This is a genomic window from Streptomyces endophyticus, from assembly GCF_035798155.1.
Lineage (GTDB): Bacteria > Actinomycetota > Actinomycetes > Streptomycetales > Streptomycetaceae > Streptomyces > Streptomyces endophyticus.
This window is the reverse complement of record NZ_JAOZYC010000035.1, coordinates 1-14,858: the sequence shown is the minus strand read 5'-3', so window position 1 is coordinate 14,858 and position 14,858 is coordinate 1. Positions and strand designations below refer to the sequence as shown.

The 14,858-nt window shown below is 71.1% G+C and carries 13 protein-coding genes; 9 read left to right on the top strand and 4 right to left on the bottom strand.

The annotated features are described in order from the left end of the window. Positions 1-13: 13 nt before the first annotated feature. Together OKJ99_RS06225 and OKJ99_RS06220 are read left to right on the top strand one after the other, a co-directional pair. Positions 14-937, top strand: coding sequence for a sugar ABC transporter permease (locus OKJ99_RS06225; protein WP_326014747.1), 924 nt, complete (start codon positions 14-16; stop codon positions 935-937). 24 nt (positions 938-961) lie between these two features. Next, positions 962-2,626 (top strand): glycoside hydrolase family 13 protein, encoded by a 1,665-nt coding sequence (locus OKJ99_RS06220; RefSeq protein ID WP_326014746.1) that lies wholly within the window; start codon positions 962-964, stop codon positions 2,624-2,626. Positions 2,627-2,700: 74 nt separating this feature from the next. Here OKJ99_RS06220 and OKJ99_RS06215 read toward each other — a convergent pair whose 3' ends face one another. Further along, complete coding sequence (locus OKJ99_RS06215; protein WP_326014745.1) at positions 2,701-4,134, bottom strand: alpha-amylase; 1,434 nt, start codon at positions 4,132-4,134, stop codon at positions 2,701-2,703. A 217-nt stretch (positions 4,135-4,351) separates the two neighbouring features. On the opposite strand from OKJ99_RS06215, the gene pulA reads away from it, so the two are divergent. Continuing rightward, complete coding sequence (gene pulA, locus OKJ99_RS06210) at positions 4,352-7,087, top strand: pullulanase-type alpha-1,6-glucosidase (RefSeq protein ID WP_326014744.1); 2,736 nt, start codon at positions 4,352-4,354, stop codon at positions 7,085-7,087. Positions 7,088-7,112: 25 nt separating this feature from the next. Here the strand turns inward: pulA and OKJ99_RS06205 are convergent, their stop codons facing one another. Further along, positions 7,113-7,484 (bottom strand): DoxX family protein, encoded by a 372-nt coding sequence (locus OKJ99_RS06205; protein ID WP_326014743.1) that lies wholly within the window; start codon positions 7,482-7,484, stop codon positions 7,113-7,115. A gap of 147 nt (positions 7,485-7,631) precedes the next feature. Between OKJ99_RS06205 and OKJ99_RS06200 the strand changes: the two genes are divergently transcribed. The 5 genes from OKJ99_RS06200 to OKJ99_RS06180 all read left to right on the top strand — a co-directional run bounded on the left by OKJ99_RS06200 (position 7,632) and on the right by OKJ99_RS06180 (position 11,216). Further along, positions 7,632-8,087 carry a MarR family winged helix-turn-helix transcriptional regulator gene (locus tag OKJ99_RS06200; protein WP_326014742.1) on the top strand — a complete coding sequence of 152 codons (456 nt, stop codon included), beginning with the start codon at positions 7,632-7,634 and terminating at the stop codon, positions 8,085-8,087. Positions 8,088-8,164: 77 nt separating this feature from the next. Then, positions 8,165-9,484: an MFS transporter gene (locus OKJ99_RS06195; RefSeq protein WP_407700655.1), complete on the top strand. Its 1,320-nt coding sequence runs from the start codon at positions 8,165-8,167 to the stop codon at positions 9,482-9,484. Between the two features lie 54 nt (positions 9,485-9,538). Beyond that, the gene (locus tag OKJ99_RS06190) at positions 9,539-10,120 is read left to right on the top strand and encodes a hydrolase (RefSeq protein WP_326014740.1); all 582 of its coding nucleotides are present in this window, start codon (positions 9,539-9,541) and stop codon (positions 10,118-10,120) included. A gap of 83 nt (positions 10,121-10,203) precedes the next feature. Then, positions 10,204-10,941 (top strand): HNH endonuclease family protein, encoded by a 738-nt coding sequence (locus OKJ99_RS06185; RefSeq protein ID WP_326014739.1) that lies wholly within the window; start codon positions 10,204-10,206, stop codon positions 10,939-10,941. Then, positions 10,938-11,216, top strand: a complete 279-nt coding sequence (locus OKJ99_RS06180) for a hypothetical protein (protein WP_326014738.1) — start codon at positions 10,938-10,940, stop codon at positions 11,214-11,216. The genes OKJ99_RS06185 and OKJ99_RS06180 overlap by 4 nt, the downstream gene beginning before the upstream one ends. A 19-nt stretch (positions 11,217-11,235) precedes the next feature. Here the strand turns inward: OKJ99_RS06180 and OKJ99_RS06175 are convergent, their stop codons facing one another. Next, entirely contained in the window at positions 11,236-12,195 is a 960-nt protein-coding gene (locus OKJ99_RS06175; protein WP_326014737.1) for a phosphotriesterase family protein, read from the bottom strand. 172 nt (positions 12,196-12,367) lie between these two features. Beyond that, positions 12,368-12,988, bottom strand: coding sequence for a hypothetical protein (locus OKJ99_RS43730; protein WP_407700651.1), 621 nt, complete (start codon positions 12,986-12,988; stop codon positions 12,368-12,370). A 293-nt stretch (positions 12,989-13,281) separates the two neighbouring features. Between OKJ99_RS43730 and OKJ99_RS06165 the strand changes: the two genes are divergently transcribed. Then, positions 13,282-14,772, top strand: coding sequence for an FUSC family protein (locus OKJ99_RS06165; protein ID WP_326014736.1), 1,491 nt, complete (start codon positions 13,282-13,284; stop codon positions 14,770-14,772). The last annotated feature ends 86 nt before the right edge of the window (positions 14,773-14,858 follow it).

The following is a 14,858-nucleotide window of genomic DNA, read 5'->3' as shown; positions in this document are numbered from 1 at the left end:
AGGAGCCGACACCATGAGCACTACGACAACAAGCTCCGCGCCGCGGGTTCCCGCGCAGCGTCCCGGGACCGAGGCCGCTCCCGCGCGCCCCCGCCGCGTCCGCAGGCGCGGGGAGCGCAGCCCGCTCGCGAAGGCGCTCTCGCACGGCATTCTCGCCGTGGCGAGCCTCGTCGCGCTGTTCCCCGTCGTCTGGCTGACGTACCTGTCGCTGGGGCCCGACAAGGACGACTATCTGCACCCGGGCAACATCGCGAGCAAGGCGACGCTCGACAACTACTCGTACGTCCTCCAGCACACCCAGTTCTTCCACTGGGCGGCGACGACGATGATCGTGGCGCTCGGCACCACGATCATCGGCGTGCTCTTCGCGGCGACGACCGGCTACGCCGTCTCCCGGATGCGCTTTCCCGGCTACCGCTCGCTGATGTGGGTGCTGCTGCTCACGCAGGCCTTCCCGATCGCCGTGCTGATCGTGCCGATCTACGAGATCTTCTCGGAACTCGGCCTGATCGACACCTACCAGGGCCTCATCCTCATCAACTGCACGACGATCGTGCCCTACTGCACCTGGCTGCTGAAGGGCTACTTCGACACCATCCCCGCCGAGATCGACGAGGCGGGCCGGATCGACGGGCTCAGCCCGTTCGGCACCTTCTGGCGGCTCATCCTGCCGCTCGCGAAGCCGGGTATCGCGGTCGCCGCGTTCTACGCATTCATCACGGCGCTCGCCGAGGTCGCCTTCGCCAACACCTTCATGCTCAGCGACACCAAGTACACGTTCGCGATCGGCCTGTCGAGCTTCGTCAGCGAACACGACGCGCAGTGGAACCTGATGGCCGCGACCGCGGTGTTGATCGCCATTCCGGTGACCGCTTTCTTCTACCTTGTCCAGAAGCACCTGGTCGCCGGCCTGACCGCCGGCGGAACCAAGGGCTGAACCCGGCTACGCAGCAAGGACATCATGAGCCAGCACTCCACGGACGAGCCGGTGACGGCCGTCACCACGACCCGCCAGGCCACCGACTGGTGGCGCGACGCGGTCATCTACCAGGTCTATCCGCGCAGCTTCGCGGACAGCGACGGCGATGGCACCGGTGACCTCGAAGGCATCCGCCGACGTCTGCCGCATCTGCGCGAGTTGGGCGTGGACGCGGTGTGGCTGTCCCCGTTCTACGCCTCGCCGCAGGCCGACGGCGGCTACGACGTCGCCGACTACCGGGCCGTCGACCCCATGTACGGCACGCTGCTCGACGCCGACGCGGTGATCCGCGACGCGCACGCCCTGGACCTGCGCATCATCGTCGACCTGGTCCCCAACCACTCCTCCGACCAGCACGAGTGGTTCAAGCGGGCGGTCGCGGAAGGACCCGGATCGCCCCTGCGCGACCGCTACCACTTCCGCCCCGGAAAGGGCGCCGACGGCGAACTCCCGCCCAACGACTGGGAGTCCATCTTCGGCGGCCCCGCCTGGACCCGGCTCCCCGACGGCGACTGGTACCTGCACCTCTTCGCCCCGGAGCAGCCCGACCTCAACTGGGAACACCCGGCGGTCGCCGACGAGTTCCGCTCCATCCTGCGCTTCTGGCTCGACATGGGCGTCGACGGCTTCCGCGTCGACGTCGCGCACGGCCTGGTCAAGGCGGAGGGCCTGCCCGATCTCGGCGGCAGTGGCGACCAGTTGAAGCTCCTCGGCAATGATGTGATGCCGTTCTTCGACCAGGACGGCGTCCACGCGATCTACCGCTCGTGGCGCACGATCCTCGACGAGTACGACAGCAACCGCATCTTCGTCGCCGAGGCCTGGACACCGACCGTCGAGCGCACCGCCAACTACGTCCGCCCCGACGAGCTGCACCAGGCCTTCAACTTCCAGTACCTGGGCGCCCCTTGGGACGCCGAGGGGCTGCGCGGGATCATCGACGGCTCGCTCGACGCGATGCGCCCCGTCGGCGCCCCCGCCACCTGGGTCCTCTCCAACCACGACGTCACGCGGCACGCCACCCGCTACGCCAACCCGCCCGGCGGCACCCAGATCCGCACCCCCGGCGACCGCGAACTCGGCCTGCGCCGCGCCCGCGCCGCCACCCTCCTGATGCTCGCCCTGCCCGGCTCGGCCTACCTCTACCAGGGCGAGGAGCTGGGCCTCCCGGACGTCACCGACCTCCCCGACGAGGTGCGCCAGGACCCCTCGTACTTCCGCGCCGAGGGCCAGGACGGCTTCCGCGACGGCTGCCGGGTGCCGATCCCGTGGACCCGCACAGGATCCTCGTACGGCTTCGGTGACGGCGGCAGCTGGCTCCCGCAGCCGGACACGTGGGGCGAGTTGAGCGTCGAGGCGCAGACCGGCGACCCGGACTCGACGCTTGAGATGTACCGCTCGGCGCTCGCGTTGCGCCGGACCACGCCGGGTCTCGGCGCCGGCGACGGTGTGAAGTGGCACGGGGACGCCCCGCAGGGCGTGCTCCACTTCGAGCGCCCCGGCTTCGCCTGCACGGTCAACACCACGGACACGGCGGTGCGCATCCCCGCGCCCGGCACGGTGCTGCTCGCCTCGGCGCCGGTGACGGTGGAGGACGGCCACATCGACCTGCCCGCCGACACGACGGTGTGGTGGGAGATCGCCTGACCTCTGGCACGGCACCTGAAGGGGCGGCACCCGGTCGGGTGCCGCCCCCTTCTGCATACGCTCGCGCTGAGCGGCTACGCGGTGTGGAACGCCACCGCTCCCTTGGCCGGCACTGTGAGCTCCGCCTTGCCGCCGCTGACCGTCACCGAGCCCTCGCCGACGACGTTGTCGTACGTGCCGTCGGGCACACTCGTCGTGTACGTGTGGGTGCTGGCGGACGACGAGTTGTTGATGGCGACGAAGCCGACGTCGCCGCGCCCGAAGCCGATGACGTTCGAGCCGGGGGACTGCCAGTCCGTCACCGCCTTGCCGGCTGCCGCGTTGTGCCAGCCCACCATCCCGGTGATCGCGGTGTCCCGGTCGAGGCACGACCAGGCACCCGAGCAGTCGGTGCCGGTGACGACACCACTGCCGTCGTTGGGCGGCGCCTCGTCGCTCTGGTCGAACTTCCAGGCCGCGTAGACCGAGGGACGGCCGTAACCACGCGCCAGCTGGAAGACGTTGGCGAGGGTGGCGGTCGCGCCGTCCTTGTAGCTGAGCGTGTAGCCGTTGCGTTCGGTGTCGTGGTTGGTGACGAAGCTGTTGGAGTGCTCCTCGTCGGCCAGGCCCCAACTGCTGCCGAAGGATGACAGGTTGGCGATGTCGCCCCCGCCGAACTGGGACTTCATGGCGGCCGCGTACGTGAAGTCGAGGACGTCACCGTTGCCGTAGTAGTCGCCCGTCGCGGGAGGTGTGCCCGGATACACCTCCTGTGTGATGTACGGGGCGTCGCCCGCCGTGGTCGTGTGCAGCGCGCCCACGATCGCGTTGAGGTCGCCGGTCTCGATGTGCTTCGCGGCGTCGACGCGGAACCCGTCGACGCCCAGGTCGATCTGCTTGTTGAGGAACCCGGTGATCTTCTCGCGGACGCCCGCCTCTGACGTGTCCAGGTCGGGCAGGCCGAGCAGCTCGCAGTGCTGGACCTCGTGCTGGTCCGACCAGTTGGAGATGGTCTTCGTGCAGTCGTCGCTGTCGGCCGGGTCGTAGTCCGGTGTGTCGTACTTGTTGGAGATGGCGGTGCCCGCGTAGCCGGTCCCGGTCTGCGCCGCCGTGTGGTTGATGACGGCGTCCGTGTAGACCTCGATGCCCGCCGAATGGCAGGTGTCCACCATGGACTTGAAGTCGCTCGCGCTGCCGAAGCGGCTGTCGAGCTTGTACGAGTACGGCTGGTAGACGTCCCACCAGTAGTGGTTGCCCTGCTTGAGGGACTCCTGGGGCGGGGCGACCTGGACGGCGCCGTAGCCCGCCGGGTCGAGGGTGTCGGTGCACTCCTTGGCGACCGAGGACCAGTTCCACTGCCACAGGTTGGCGATGACATCACCGTTGGGTGTGCCGGTGTCCGCGGCGGTCGCGGTCGGGGCTGGCAGGGTCGCCATGCCGCCGAGGGTGAGGGCGCCGATGGCCGCCGCGGTGACGGTGCGGCGGCGCCTGCGAGGGCTTTTGGGTGTGAGGGATGTGCCGTGCTTCATGTGCGGCTCCTGAATGTGGGGTTCTGGTGGCGCGTCGTGAGCGTGGGGCAGGCGAGTACGCCCCGTCAATGGGCAGTTGAAAATTCTTGCTACATCTTTCGCAACTCTTGCAGTCGCGTTCCGGCAGGCGTTACCGTCACGCGGCGGGCCGGCCCCACCTCCCCACGCGCGCGGCCGGTCCGCCCCAACACACCGCACCCCGCGAGGAGTTCACGCAGTGAGCCGCAATCCGATTCGCGTACCGCACAGACGCGCCGCCGCGTACACCGCGGCAGCGGCGCTCCTCGTGACGCTCGCCCAGCCCCTGGCGGCCGGTGCCGCCGCGCAGTCCCCGCCGTCGGACACGAAGTCGGCGGCCGAGTCGGCCGACTCCCTCGACCTCTCGAAGGCCGAGGCGCAGTGGATCGACGCCGACACCGTCGTCTGGAAGGTGCGGGCCACCGCCGCCACCAGCCAGCAGCTGGTGTACGCGCCGGAGGGTGGCATCGGCGTCGAGGACGGGGCGCTGACCGACGAGGGCCGGCGGCTGCGGCTCAACCCGGGCACGCTCACCGACGCGCAGAAGGCCAAGTACCCGCACCTCAAGGACTATCCGGCGTTCACCGTCGACCCGCGCGACCGCGAGCGGGTGCGCGACGCGCTGCGCGGCCAGCTCATCGCCACGCAGCGGGCGGCGAACGGAGCGCTGCTGGCGGCGACCGGCGTGCAGACGGCGGGTGTCCTCGACGACACCTACGCGGACGCCTCCCGGAAGGCGGCGCTGGGCCCGGTGTTCAAGAACGGCAAGGTGACACTGTCGGTGTGGGCGCCGTCCGCCCGTGAGGTGTCCCTCGAACTGGCAGGGAAGACCCTGCCCATGCGCCGCGACGGAGCGAGCGGCGTCTGGTCGGCGACCGGGTCCGCGGGCGCGTGGCGCGGCGAGGCGTACCGGTACGCCGTGCGGGTGTGGGCGCCCAGCGTCCAGAGACTCGTCACGAACAAGGTCACCGACCCGTACTCCGTGGCGCTCACCGCGAACTCGGAGCGCAGCCTCGTCGTCGACCTGGACGACAAGTCCCTTGCCCCGCAAGGCTGGTCGGGCCTGGCCAAGCCCGAGGCCGTGCCCATGAAGGACGCACAGATCCAGGAACTCCACGTCCGGGACTTCTCGGTCGAGGACAAGACGACACCGGCGAAGGACCGCGGCACGTACCGCGCCTTCACCGACAAGAACACCGACGGTTCGAAGCACCTGCGCGCGCTCGCGAAGTCCGGCACCTCGTACGTGCACCTGCTGCCGGCCTTCGACATCGCGACGATCCCCGAGAAGAAGTCCGAACAGGCGACCCCCGACTGCGACCCGAAGTCATTCGCACCCGACAGCGACAGGCAACAGGAGTGCGTCGGCAAGTCGGCCGGCAAGGACGCCTACAACTGGGGCTACGACCCGTACCACTACACCGTCCCCGAGGGCTCGTACGCGAGCGACCCCGACGGCACCAGGCGCACCGTCGAGTTCCGCGAGATGGTCAAGTCGCTGAACGAGGACGGCCTGCGGGTCGTCATGGACGTCGTCTACAACCACACGGCCGCCGCCGGCCAGGACAAGACATCCGTCCTGGACCAGGTGGTACCCGGCTACTACCAGCGGCTCATGGCCGACGGCTCGGTGGCGAACTCCACCTGCTGCTCCAACACGGCGCCCGAGAACAAGATGATGGGCAAGCTCGTCGTCGACTCGATCGTGACCTGGGCGCGCGAGTACAAGGTCGACGGCTTCCGCTTCGACCTGATGGGACACCACCCCAAGGCCAACATCCTCGCGGTCCGCAAGGCCCTCGACGCCCTGACCGTGCGGAAGGACGGCGTCGACGGCAAGAAGATCATCCTCTACGGGGAGGGCTGGAACTTCGGCGAGATCGCCGACGACGCGCGCTTCGAGCAGGCCACGCAGAAGAACATGGCGGGCACCGGCATCGCCACGTTCTCCGACCGGGCGCGGGACGCGGTGCGCGGCGGCTCGCCGTTCGACGAGGACCCGGGCGTGCAGGGCTTCGCGTCCGGCCTCTACACCGACCCCAACTCCTCGAAGGCGAACGGCACCTCGGCCGAGCAGAAGGCCCGCCTGCTGCACTACCAGGACCTCATCAAGGTGGGCCTGTCCGGAAACCTCGCGGACTACAGCTTCACGGACACCGGCGGACGCGCGGTCAAGGGCTCCGACGTCGACTACAACGGCGCGCCCGCCGGCTACGCGGACGCCCCCGGCGATGCCCTCGCCTACGCCGACGCGCACGACAACGAGTCCCTGTACGACACGTTGACGTACAAGCTGCCCGCGTCGACGAGCACGGCGGACCGCTCCCGCATGCAGGTCCTCGCGATGGCCACGGCGGCCCTCTCCCAGGGGCCCGCACTCTCGCAGGCGGGCACCGACCTGCTGCGCTCGAAGTCGCTGGACCGCAACTCGTTCGACAGCGGCGACTGGTTCAACGCGATCCACTGGGACTGCCGGGCGGGCAACGGCTTCGGCCGCGGCCTGCCGATGGCCGCCGACAACGAATCCAAGTGGCCTTACGCGAAGCCCCTGTTGGCCTCGGTGAAGGTGCCCGGCTGCCCGGACATCGAGCGGACCTCGGCCGCGTACCAGGACCTCCTGAAGATCCGCACCACCGAGCCGGCCTTCCGGCTGTCGACGTCCGCGGAGGTCCAGAAGGCCCTCTCCTTCCCGCTCTCCGGCAAGGACGAGACGGCGGGCGTCATCACGATGCGGCTCGGTGACCTCGTGATCGTGTTCAACGCGACGCCGGAGCGGCAGAAGCAGACGGTCGACGGCGCGGCCGGGACGGACTACCGGTTGCATCCGGTGCAGGCCGGTGGCGCGGACGACGCGGTGAAATCGGCGTCGTACGCGCAGAGTTCAGGGACTTTCACGGTCCCCGGACGCACGGTCGCGGTGTTCAGTCGCGGCTGAGCGTCCGGCCGTCACGCCGTGTCGATCAGCGGTTCGCGTCGCGCGCCACCTTGCGCGCCCAGAGCACCAACGGGATCTGTAGCGGAACCCGCGCTTGGGCGGCGCGCCGCATCGGCGCGGGGCGGTCCTTCCAGTCGGCGGCCATCTTCATATTGGCGGGCACGACGGCGACGAAGAACGCGGCCGCCGCGGTGGCGGAGCGGGACCGGGTGCGCGGCACGGCGATGCCCGCCGCGAGCGCCAGTTCCACCACCGCGCTGGCGTAGGTCCAGGCGCGCGGGGAGCCCGGGAGCCGGCGCGGCACGATGGCGTCGAACTGCTTCGGGAGCAGGAAGTGGGCGGCCCCGGCACCGGCCAGTAGTCCGGCGAGGAGATCGGAGGAGCGGACGCGGCGCAAGTGGGCCTCCAGGGGGCGCGGGGGAGCGTGGTGCGGCTCGCCCGACCCTACTTGTCGGTAACCATCGGCGTCGAGAGTTCCATCGGTCGACAGCCAAACTGTGCAGCCTTGGTTGCACAGTCTTGGCTGTCGATCTATCGTGGAGGCATGAACGACGACAGTGCGCCCATCGAGGAGCTCGCGGCCCGGGCCACCGACGAGGTGTGGGTGATCATCGGCCGGCTCCGCCGCAAGCTGATGGCGCTCGACGTGGACCCCGAGGGTGAGCTCTCGCCCGCCCAGGCGTCCCTGCTCTCCCGGCTCGACAAGTACGGGCCCTCGACCGCCAGCGACCTCGCGGCGATCGAGAACGTGCGGCCGCAGTCCATGGCCAAGCACGTCATCGCCCTGGAGGAGCGCGGCCTCGTCGAGCGCCACGTGGACCCGGAGGACGGGCGCCGCCGCGTGGTCGCGCTCACCGAGGCGGGGCGCGAGCGCCGCCAGGGTGTGCGCAGGGCCCGTCAGGCATGGCTCGCCGGGCAGCTCGCCGAGCGCGGCAGCGAAGAGCAGCTGCGCGCCGTGATCACGGCGATGGCGCTGCTCGACGAGGTGACGCAGGCGTGAGCGGCATAGCCGAGCGCGTCCGGGGCGGACGGAAGCGGCGCGCGGCCGACGGGTTCGACCGGCGCCTCGTCGCGCCGATGATCTTCGGGTCGATCCTGAACCCGATCAACTCCTCGATGCTCGCGGTCGCGCTCGTCCCCATCGGCCACGCCTTCGGCGTCCCGCCGTCCCAGACGGCCTGGCTCGTCTCCGCGCTCTACCTCGCCACGGCCGTCGGCCAGCCGGTGATCGGCCGGCTCGTCGACGCGTTCGGGCCGCGCAGGCTCTATCTGCTCGGCACCGCGCTCGTCGGCGTCGCGGGCCTGCTCGGTGTGTTCGCCCCGAGCTTCTGGGTGCTGATCGTCTCCCGGGTGCTGCTCGGCTTCGGCACCTCCGCCGCGTATCCGGCCTCCATGTATCTGCTGCGCACCGAGTCCGAGCGCACCGGCATGAAGAGCCCGAGCGGCATCCTCGCCGCGCTGTCGGTGTCCAACCAGGTCATCGCCGTCATCGGCCCGACCCTCGGCGGCGTGCTGATCGGCCTCGGCGGCTGGCACCTCATCTTCGCGATCAACGTGCCGCTCTCCCTCGCCTGCCTCGTGCTCGGCGCGCTGCGGCTGCCGAAGGCGGTCAGGGCGGGCCGCGAGGCCGACGCCACCACCTCGGCGGACGTTCCCGGCATGCTCCTGTTCGCCGGGTCGCTCACCGCGTTCATGCTGTTCCTCACGTCGCCGGGGGTCGCGCACTGGTACCTGCCGGTGGTGGGCGCCGTCGCGGGCGCCGTCTTCGCCCGGCGGGAACTGGCCTCCGCCGACCCCTTCATCGACCTGCGCGTGCTGAGCGGCAACACCCCGCTGCTCGCCACGTACGCGCGCCAACTCCTCGCGTACACCGCGTCGTACGCGTTCCTGTACGGCTACAGCCAGTGGCTCCAGGACGGCCGCGGCCTCGGCCCCGAGCAGGCAGGACTTCTGCTGCTCCCGATGTCCCTGATGGCCATCGGCGTCACCGTGCTCACCGGGCGCCGCCCGCAGGTGCGGGGCAAGCTGTTCGTCGGCGGCATCGCCCAACTCGTCGGAGTGGTCGCCCTGTTGGGGTTGAACTCCGACAGCCCGATCTGGGTCCTCGTCGCCATCGGAGCCGTCTTCGGCATCCCGCAGGGTCTGATCGGCCTCGCCAACCAGAACGCCCTCTACGCCCAGGCCGACCCGGAGCGCACGGGCGCCTCCGCCGGCCTGCTTCGGACGTTCACCTATCTCGGCGCGCTGCTCGCCTCCGCCGCGAACGCCGCCTTCTTCAAGGACGGCGCCGACACGACCGGGCTGCACGAACTGGCCTGGATGCTCGTCGTCGTCTCCGTGCTGCTGCTCGCGGTGACCGTGGCCGACCGGGCGCTGCGCAGGGTCGGCCGGGACTGACGCCCGAGCCACCCGCCCCCTTCATCAACACCGTTCTCCCCTAAGGAAGTTCACGTGTCCCTCACCACCCTCGACCCCAAGACCGCCCTCGTCGTCGTCGACCTCCAGAAGGGCCTCATGGGCGTGTCCGGCGCCCCGCACGCCGTGTCCGACGTCGTCGACCGCAGCGCCCGCCTCGCCGACGCCTTCCGCGCGGCAGGGCTCCCGGTCGTCCTCGTCCGCGTCACCTTCGCCGCCGACGGCTCCGACGCGACGCCCGGCCGCACCGAGACGCCCGGCGGCGGCCGTGCCATGCCCGAGGGCTGGGACGAGATCACCGACGCGCTCGCCGGGCACCCCGAGGACATCACCGTCACCAAGCGGAACTGGTCGGCGTTCTACGGCACCGACCTCGACCTGCACCTGCGCCGCCGCGGCAGCACCCAGGTCGTCCTGACCGGCGTCGCCACCAGCATCGGCGTGGAGTCCACGGCCCGCGCCGCCCACGAACACGGCTATCACGTCACCCTCGCCACCGACGCCATGACCGACCTCGACCCGGAGGGGCACCGCGGCAGCGTCGAGCGGATCTTCCCGCGCCTGGGGGAGACCGGCACGACGGACGAGGTGCTGAAGCTGCTGTCCTCGACTCACTGAATCCCGCCCGGTCCCTGACGCTCCGTCGGCCGCACCGTACGCTTCGTGTGTTCGAAGCGGCCGACGGAAGGTAGTTGCGGGGCATGGGGTTTCAGGAACGTACGCGGTTCGGACGGCTGGGCCGGTCGGCGGTGCCGGTCGCGCTCACGGCGCTGCTGCTCGCGGGGTGCCAGGGGATGGGCGACGGCGGGTCCGAGGACTCGGCGCACGGCGCCGAACCCTCGACGTCGGCGGGCGCGACCACCGGCGCCCCCGCGCAGGAGGGCACCCTCCCCGGCGTGCCGAGCGCGGCCGACGCCCGCGGCGAACTGGCCGGACTGAAGGTGGCACCCCACGGCTCGATGTCCGGCTACAGCCGCGACAAGTTCCCGCACTGGATGGAGCAGGGCGACAGTTGCACCACCCGCGAGGCGGTCCTCAAGCGCGACGGCACGGACGTGAAGACGGACGACGAGTGCCGCGCGGTCTCCGGGAACTGGGTGAGCGTGTACGACGGCGAGAAGTTCACGGACTCCGGAGACCTCGACATCGACCACACCGTGCCGCTCGCCAACGCCTGGCGCTCCGGCGCCGACCAGTGGACCCAGGAGCAGCGCAAGACGTTCGCCAACGACCTCAAGCACCCCCAACTCCTGTCGGTGTCCGCCCACTCGAACCGTTCCAAGGGTGACCAGGGCCCCGACGAGTGGCAGCCGGACGCCAAGGACTACTGGTGCACGTACGCCCGCTCCTGGGTGTCGGTGAAGTCGACGTACGAGCTGACGGTCACCGACGCCGAGAAGAAGGAACTGACCACGATGCTGGGAACGTGTTCCGCATGAGCGCCGACGACAAGGCCGATGCCCTGACCGGCGAGGTCCACGCGGGCCCCGGTGGCGCCATGACCGACGAGGTCGGTGTCATCACCGGAGACCTCACCGTCTCCACGATCCGGGAGTCCGGGGGCCGGGCCCGGATCGCCGTCCAGTACACCGGCGCCGACGAGTGGTACACCCTCACCGGCAGCCCCGCGACCGTGCCGGCCGACGGCCTCGCCGCCCTGCACGCCGAGGTGCTGCGCAGCGTGGAACGCGGCGGAGGCGCGGTCAGCCCCTGAGGTCCCGGGGCAAAGGCCCCTAACCCTCGAAGTGGCGCCGCGGATTGGCCCGCAGGATCGTGTCGATGTCGTCCTTGGACACACCCTTGTCGGCGAGGGCGGGCAGTACGTCCTCGCTGATGTGCCGGTAGTTCCAGTGCGGGGCGACCTCGGCGCGGTCGATGTCGCCGAACCAGTCGATGACACACGCGGCGTCGTGCGAGATCGTGATCCGGTCGGTGCAGCCGCGGCGCACGAGCTCGACGATGGTGTCGACGCGCTGTTCGGTGGTCAGCGGGGTGTCGAGTCCGAACCGGTCCATGCCGAGGTACGAACCGGCCTCGGCGAGCCGCGTCAGATAGTCGAGATCGGCGGTGTCCCCGGAGTGGCCGATGACGACGCGGGAGAGGTCGACGCCCTCCTCCGCGAGCACGCGCTGCGCGACGAGCCCCGACTCCGAGGCGGCATGGGTGTGCACGGTGATCGGCGCCCCGGTGCGTACGCTCGCGCGGCCGACCGCCCGCATGGCCCGCTCGACGCCTGGGGTGAGGCCCTGTTCCTCGATGGCGCACTTGAGGAACGCGGCACGCACACCGGTGTCCGCGATGCCCTCGGTCAGATCCTTCACGAACAGGTCGACGAGCGGCTCGGGGCCGCCGAAGAGGGTGCCGGGGCCGTGGTAGTGGAACTGGAACGGCAGCTCGTCATAGGTGTAGAGACCGGTCGCGGGGACGATGTTGAGGTCCGTGCGCGCGGCGATCTTCTGGAGGCGGGGGATGTACCGGCCGAGGCCGAGCACCGTCGGATCGAGGATCGTGTCGATACCGAGCCCCTTGAGCTCGTTCAGCTGGGCGACGGCGTCGTCGACGACGGCCTGCTCGTCCCACTCCGCGTAGTTCTGCCGGAACTCCTCGCCGACGATGACGACGTGTTCGTGGACGAGTACGTTCCCGAGCTCACTGGAGTCGATCGGACCGCGGACCGTCCAGACCTGCGTCATCGGCGCGCCTCTCGATGTGGACGTCGGAGTTGACGTCGGATTCAAGGTGAGCCGAGCGTCCCGCCGGGTGCCCGCGGGCGTCAAGGTGTGCGACGGGGTGTGATCGAAAGAGGCCCGTCGGCGGAGTCTCCAGGGCGTTGGGGGCCGCCCCGAAGTCCGGCCGACGAGCGACTCACAGGCGGCGGATCCAGGCGGCGACGCCGTGACCCACCACGAGATAGATCACCGCGGGCAGTGCGTTGTTGAAGAAGACACGCAGCCCCTCGGTGTCCATGGTGAAGATGTCCTGCGCCCAGCCGGAGAGCCAGTCGGCCATGCCGTGCACGAACCCGACGAACACGTTCGACTGGTTCGCGTCGAGCAGGTACAGCAGGATCCACAGGCCGAGGAAGACCGCGGCGATGTCGGCCAGCGTGTGCACGAACAGGGCGAAACGGTCCGCGCCGCGCCCGCTCCGGTTCCGCACCGGGCGGCCGGACGCGGTGAACCCGGAGTTCTGGCCGTAACCGGTGTGCGGGACGGGCTCGTACGGGACGTCCGGGTCCTGGCGGTAGGCGGGCGGCGGGGGACCGTCGTACGGCGCGCGAGGGCCGCCGCCGTGCATCGGGGCGCCGGGGCCACCGTCGTACGGGGCGCGGGGACCGCCGGGGCCACCGTCGTACGGGGCGCCGGGGCCGCCGTGGATCGGGGCGGTGTCTCCGCCTTGGGCGGGATAAGGGCCCCTATATGGGGGCCTGTTCTGGCTGGGACCGTATGGGGCATTGTTCGGGATGCCGTCGTTGGGGTGAGTCACGGGCGGCATGTTGCCCGTGCCGAGCGGCCGAAACCCGCTTCACCGTCACTTCACAGACACCGCGCATCATGGGATTTCCGGGGCCGGTGGCCCGGTTGGACAGATGGTCCGGTGGGGCGACGGGGCGGGAGCTGGGGACTGGACCAATGGCCCAGCGAAATCGAGCACTGTTGAACCACGGGCCCCTCAGGTGCTGAGATGGGCATATCGATGGCGCTGCGGACCCGGAAGGGTCTCCGCGGCGCCTTTTCCATGTGCGGGAGACGGACGCGGTACGGAAGGGGCGGGGCACTTTGCTGAAGAGGGCGTTCGTGGCGGCGGACCCGGGGCGGATACGGCTGCGGTTCGCGACGCGGGCCGTGCTGGGGATCGGGCTCGCCGTCGCCCTGTGCGGCGCGGTCGGGCACTCGCTGACGGGCGCGATCACGGGCGGCCTCGCCGCGCTGCTCGCGCTGTTCACGGTGACCGACGCGACGGTGCGCGGGCAGGCCGTCACGACGGCGCTGCTGCCGGCCGTCGGGCTGCCGGTGCTCGCGCTCGCCGCGGCCCTGCACGACATCCCCCTCGCACGCGATCTCGCCTTCCTCGCCGTCGTGGGCGCGGGCGTGTACGCGCGGCGGTGGGGGCCGCGCGGCCACTCCCTCGGCGTCTTCGCGTTCATGACCTTCTTCGCCGCCCAGTTCCTGCACACCGTGCCCCGGCAACTGCCCGAGCTGTACGCCGCCGTGCTGCTGTCGCTCGGCGCCGCGGCGGTCGTCCGCTTCGGGGTGTGGTGCTACGAGCGGCGGCTCCCGGCGCCCGTCGGCGTGCCCGCGCCGACCGGGGGCCCGGGGCTCGCGAGGATCACGACGCGGCAGGCCGTGCAGGCGACCGTGGGGGCGGGATTCGCGCTCGGCATCGGGCAGTTGCTCTCGGACCAGCGGTGGTACTGGGCCGTCGGCGCGACGTGGTGGGTGTTCGTGGCGACGACGTCGCGCGGGGAGACGGTGGTGCGGGGGTTCCGCCGCTTCCTGGGGACGGCGCTCGGCATCGTGCTGGGCTTCCTCGTCGCCGTCCCGCTGCACGACCACGCGGTGGCCGCCGCCGTGATCGTCGCGATCAGCGTCTTCGGGATCTTCTACACCGCGCACGTCTCGTACACGTGGATGATGCTGGCCGTCACGGTGATGGCCAGCATGCTGTACGGGCTCCTCGGCGTGCTCGACCCGGCGCTGCTGGCCCTCCGGGTGGGGGAGACGGCGGTCGGCTCGCTCGGCGCCGTCCTCGCGGTGCTGCTCCTGCTGCCCGTGACCACGCACTCCGTCACCGAGGCGTGGGTCGAGCGGGCCCTGCGGTGCGTGCACGCGTGCACCGCGGAGGCGGCGGCGCGGCTGGGCGGCCACGCGAGCGCCGACCCGGCGCCGCGCGTCGCCGAACTGGAACACATCCTCGGGCGCGTACGTCTCTCGTTGTCGCCGCTCGTGCATCCGCTGAGCCCCGTGAAGGCCCGCAAGGGTCGTGCCCGGCAGGTGCTCGCCCTGCTCGACGACTGTGCGCGCGAGGTGCGCGGGCTCGCGTCCGTCGCCGCGGACCCGGAGGCCTCCCACGACGCCCGGCTCGCCGCGGCGTGCCAGCGGGTGGAGGCGGCGGTCGAGGCGCTCACGGCGCCCGCGCCGTACGCCCGCGCGGCGCTCGCGGTTCCGCAGGCCGCGGACGCGGGGCATCCGGTCCTGGCCCATCTGCACGCGCTCGAGCACGCGCTGGTGGAGCTGGCGGTACCGCTCCGCGGGGCCCGGGAAGCTTAGTTTGCGGTGCGAGGGGGGCGCGGCCGGGGGGGGGGGGGGGGGGGGGGGGGGGGGGGGGGGGGGGGGGGGGGGGGGGGGGGGGGGGG

Bases quoted from the DNA above. Each gene is read 5' to 3' on its own strand.
- OKJ99_RS06175 (WP_326014737.1), bottom strand. From the start codon at position 12,195: ATGACGCAGGTCTGGACGGTCCGCGGTCCGATCGACTCCAGTGAGCTC.
- OKJ99_RS06200 (WP_326014742.1), top strand. From the start codon at position 7,632: ATGAACGACGACAGTGCGCCCATCGAGGAGCTCGCGGCCCGGGCCACC.
- OKJ99_RS06225 (WP_326014747.1), top strand. From the start codon at position 14: ATGAGCACTACGACAACAAGCTCCGCGCCGCGGGTTCCCGCGCAGCGT.
- OKJ99_RS06195 (WP_407700655.1), top strand. From the start codon at position 8,165: ATGATCTTCGGGTCGATCCTGAACCCGATCAACTCCTCGATGCTCGCG.
- OKJ99_RS06220 (WP_326014746.1), top strand. From the start codon at position 962: ATGAGCCAGCACTCCACGGACGAGCCGGTGACGGCCGTCACCACGACC.
- OKJ99_RS06180 (WP_326014738.1), top strand. From the start codon at position 10,938: ATGAGCGCCGACGACAAGGCCGATGCCCTGACCGGCGAGGTCCACGCG.
- OKJ99_RS06185 (WP_326014739.1), top strand. From the start codon at position 10,204: ATGGGGTTTCAGGAACGTACGCGGTTCGGACGGCTGGGCCGGTCGGCG.
- OKJ99_RS06215 (WP_326014745.1), bottom strand. From the start codon at position 4,134: ATGAAGCACGGCACATCCCTCACACCCAAAAGCCCTCGCAGGCGCCGC.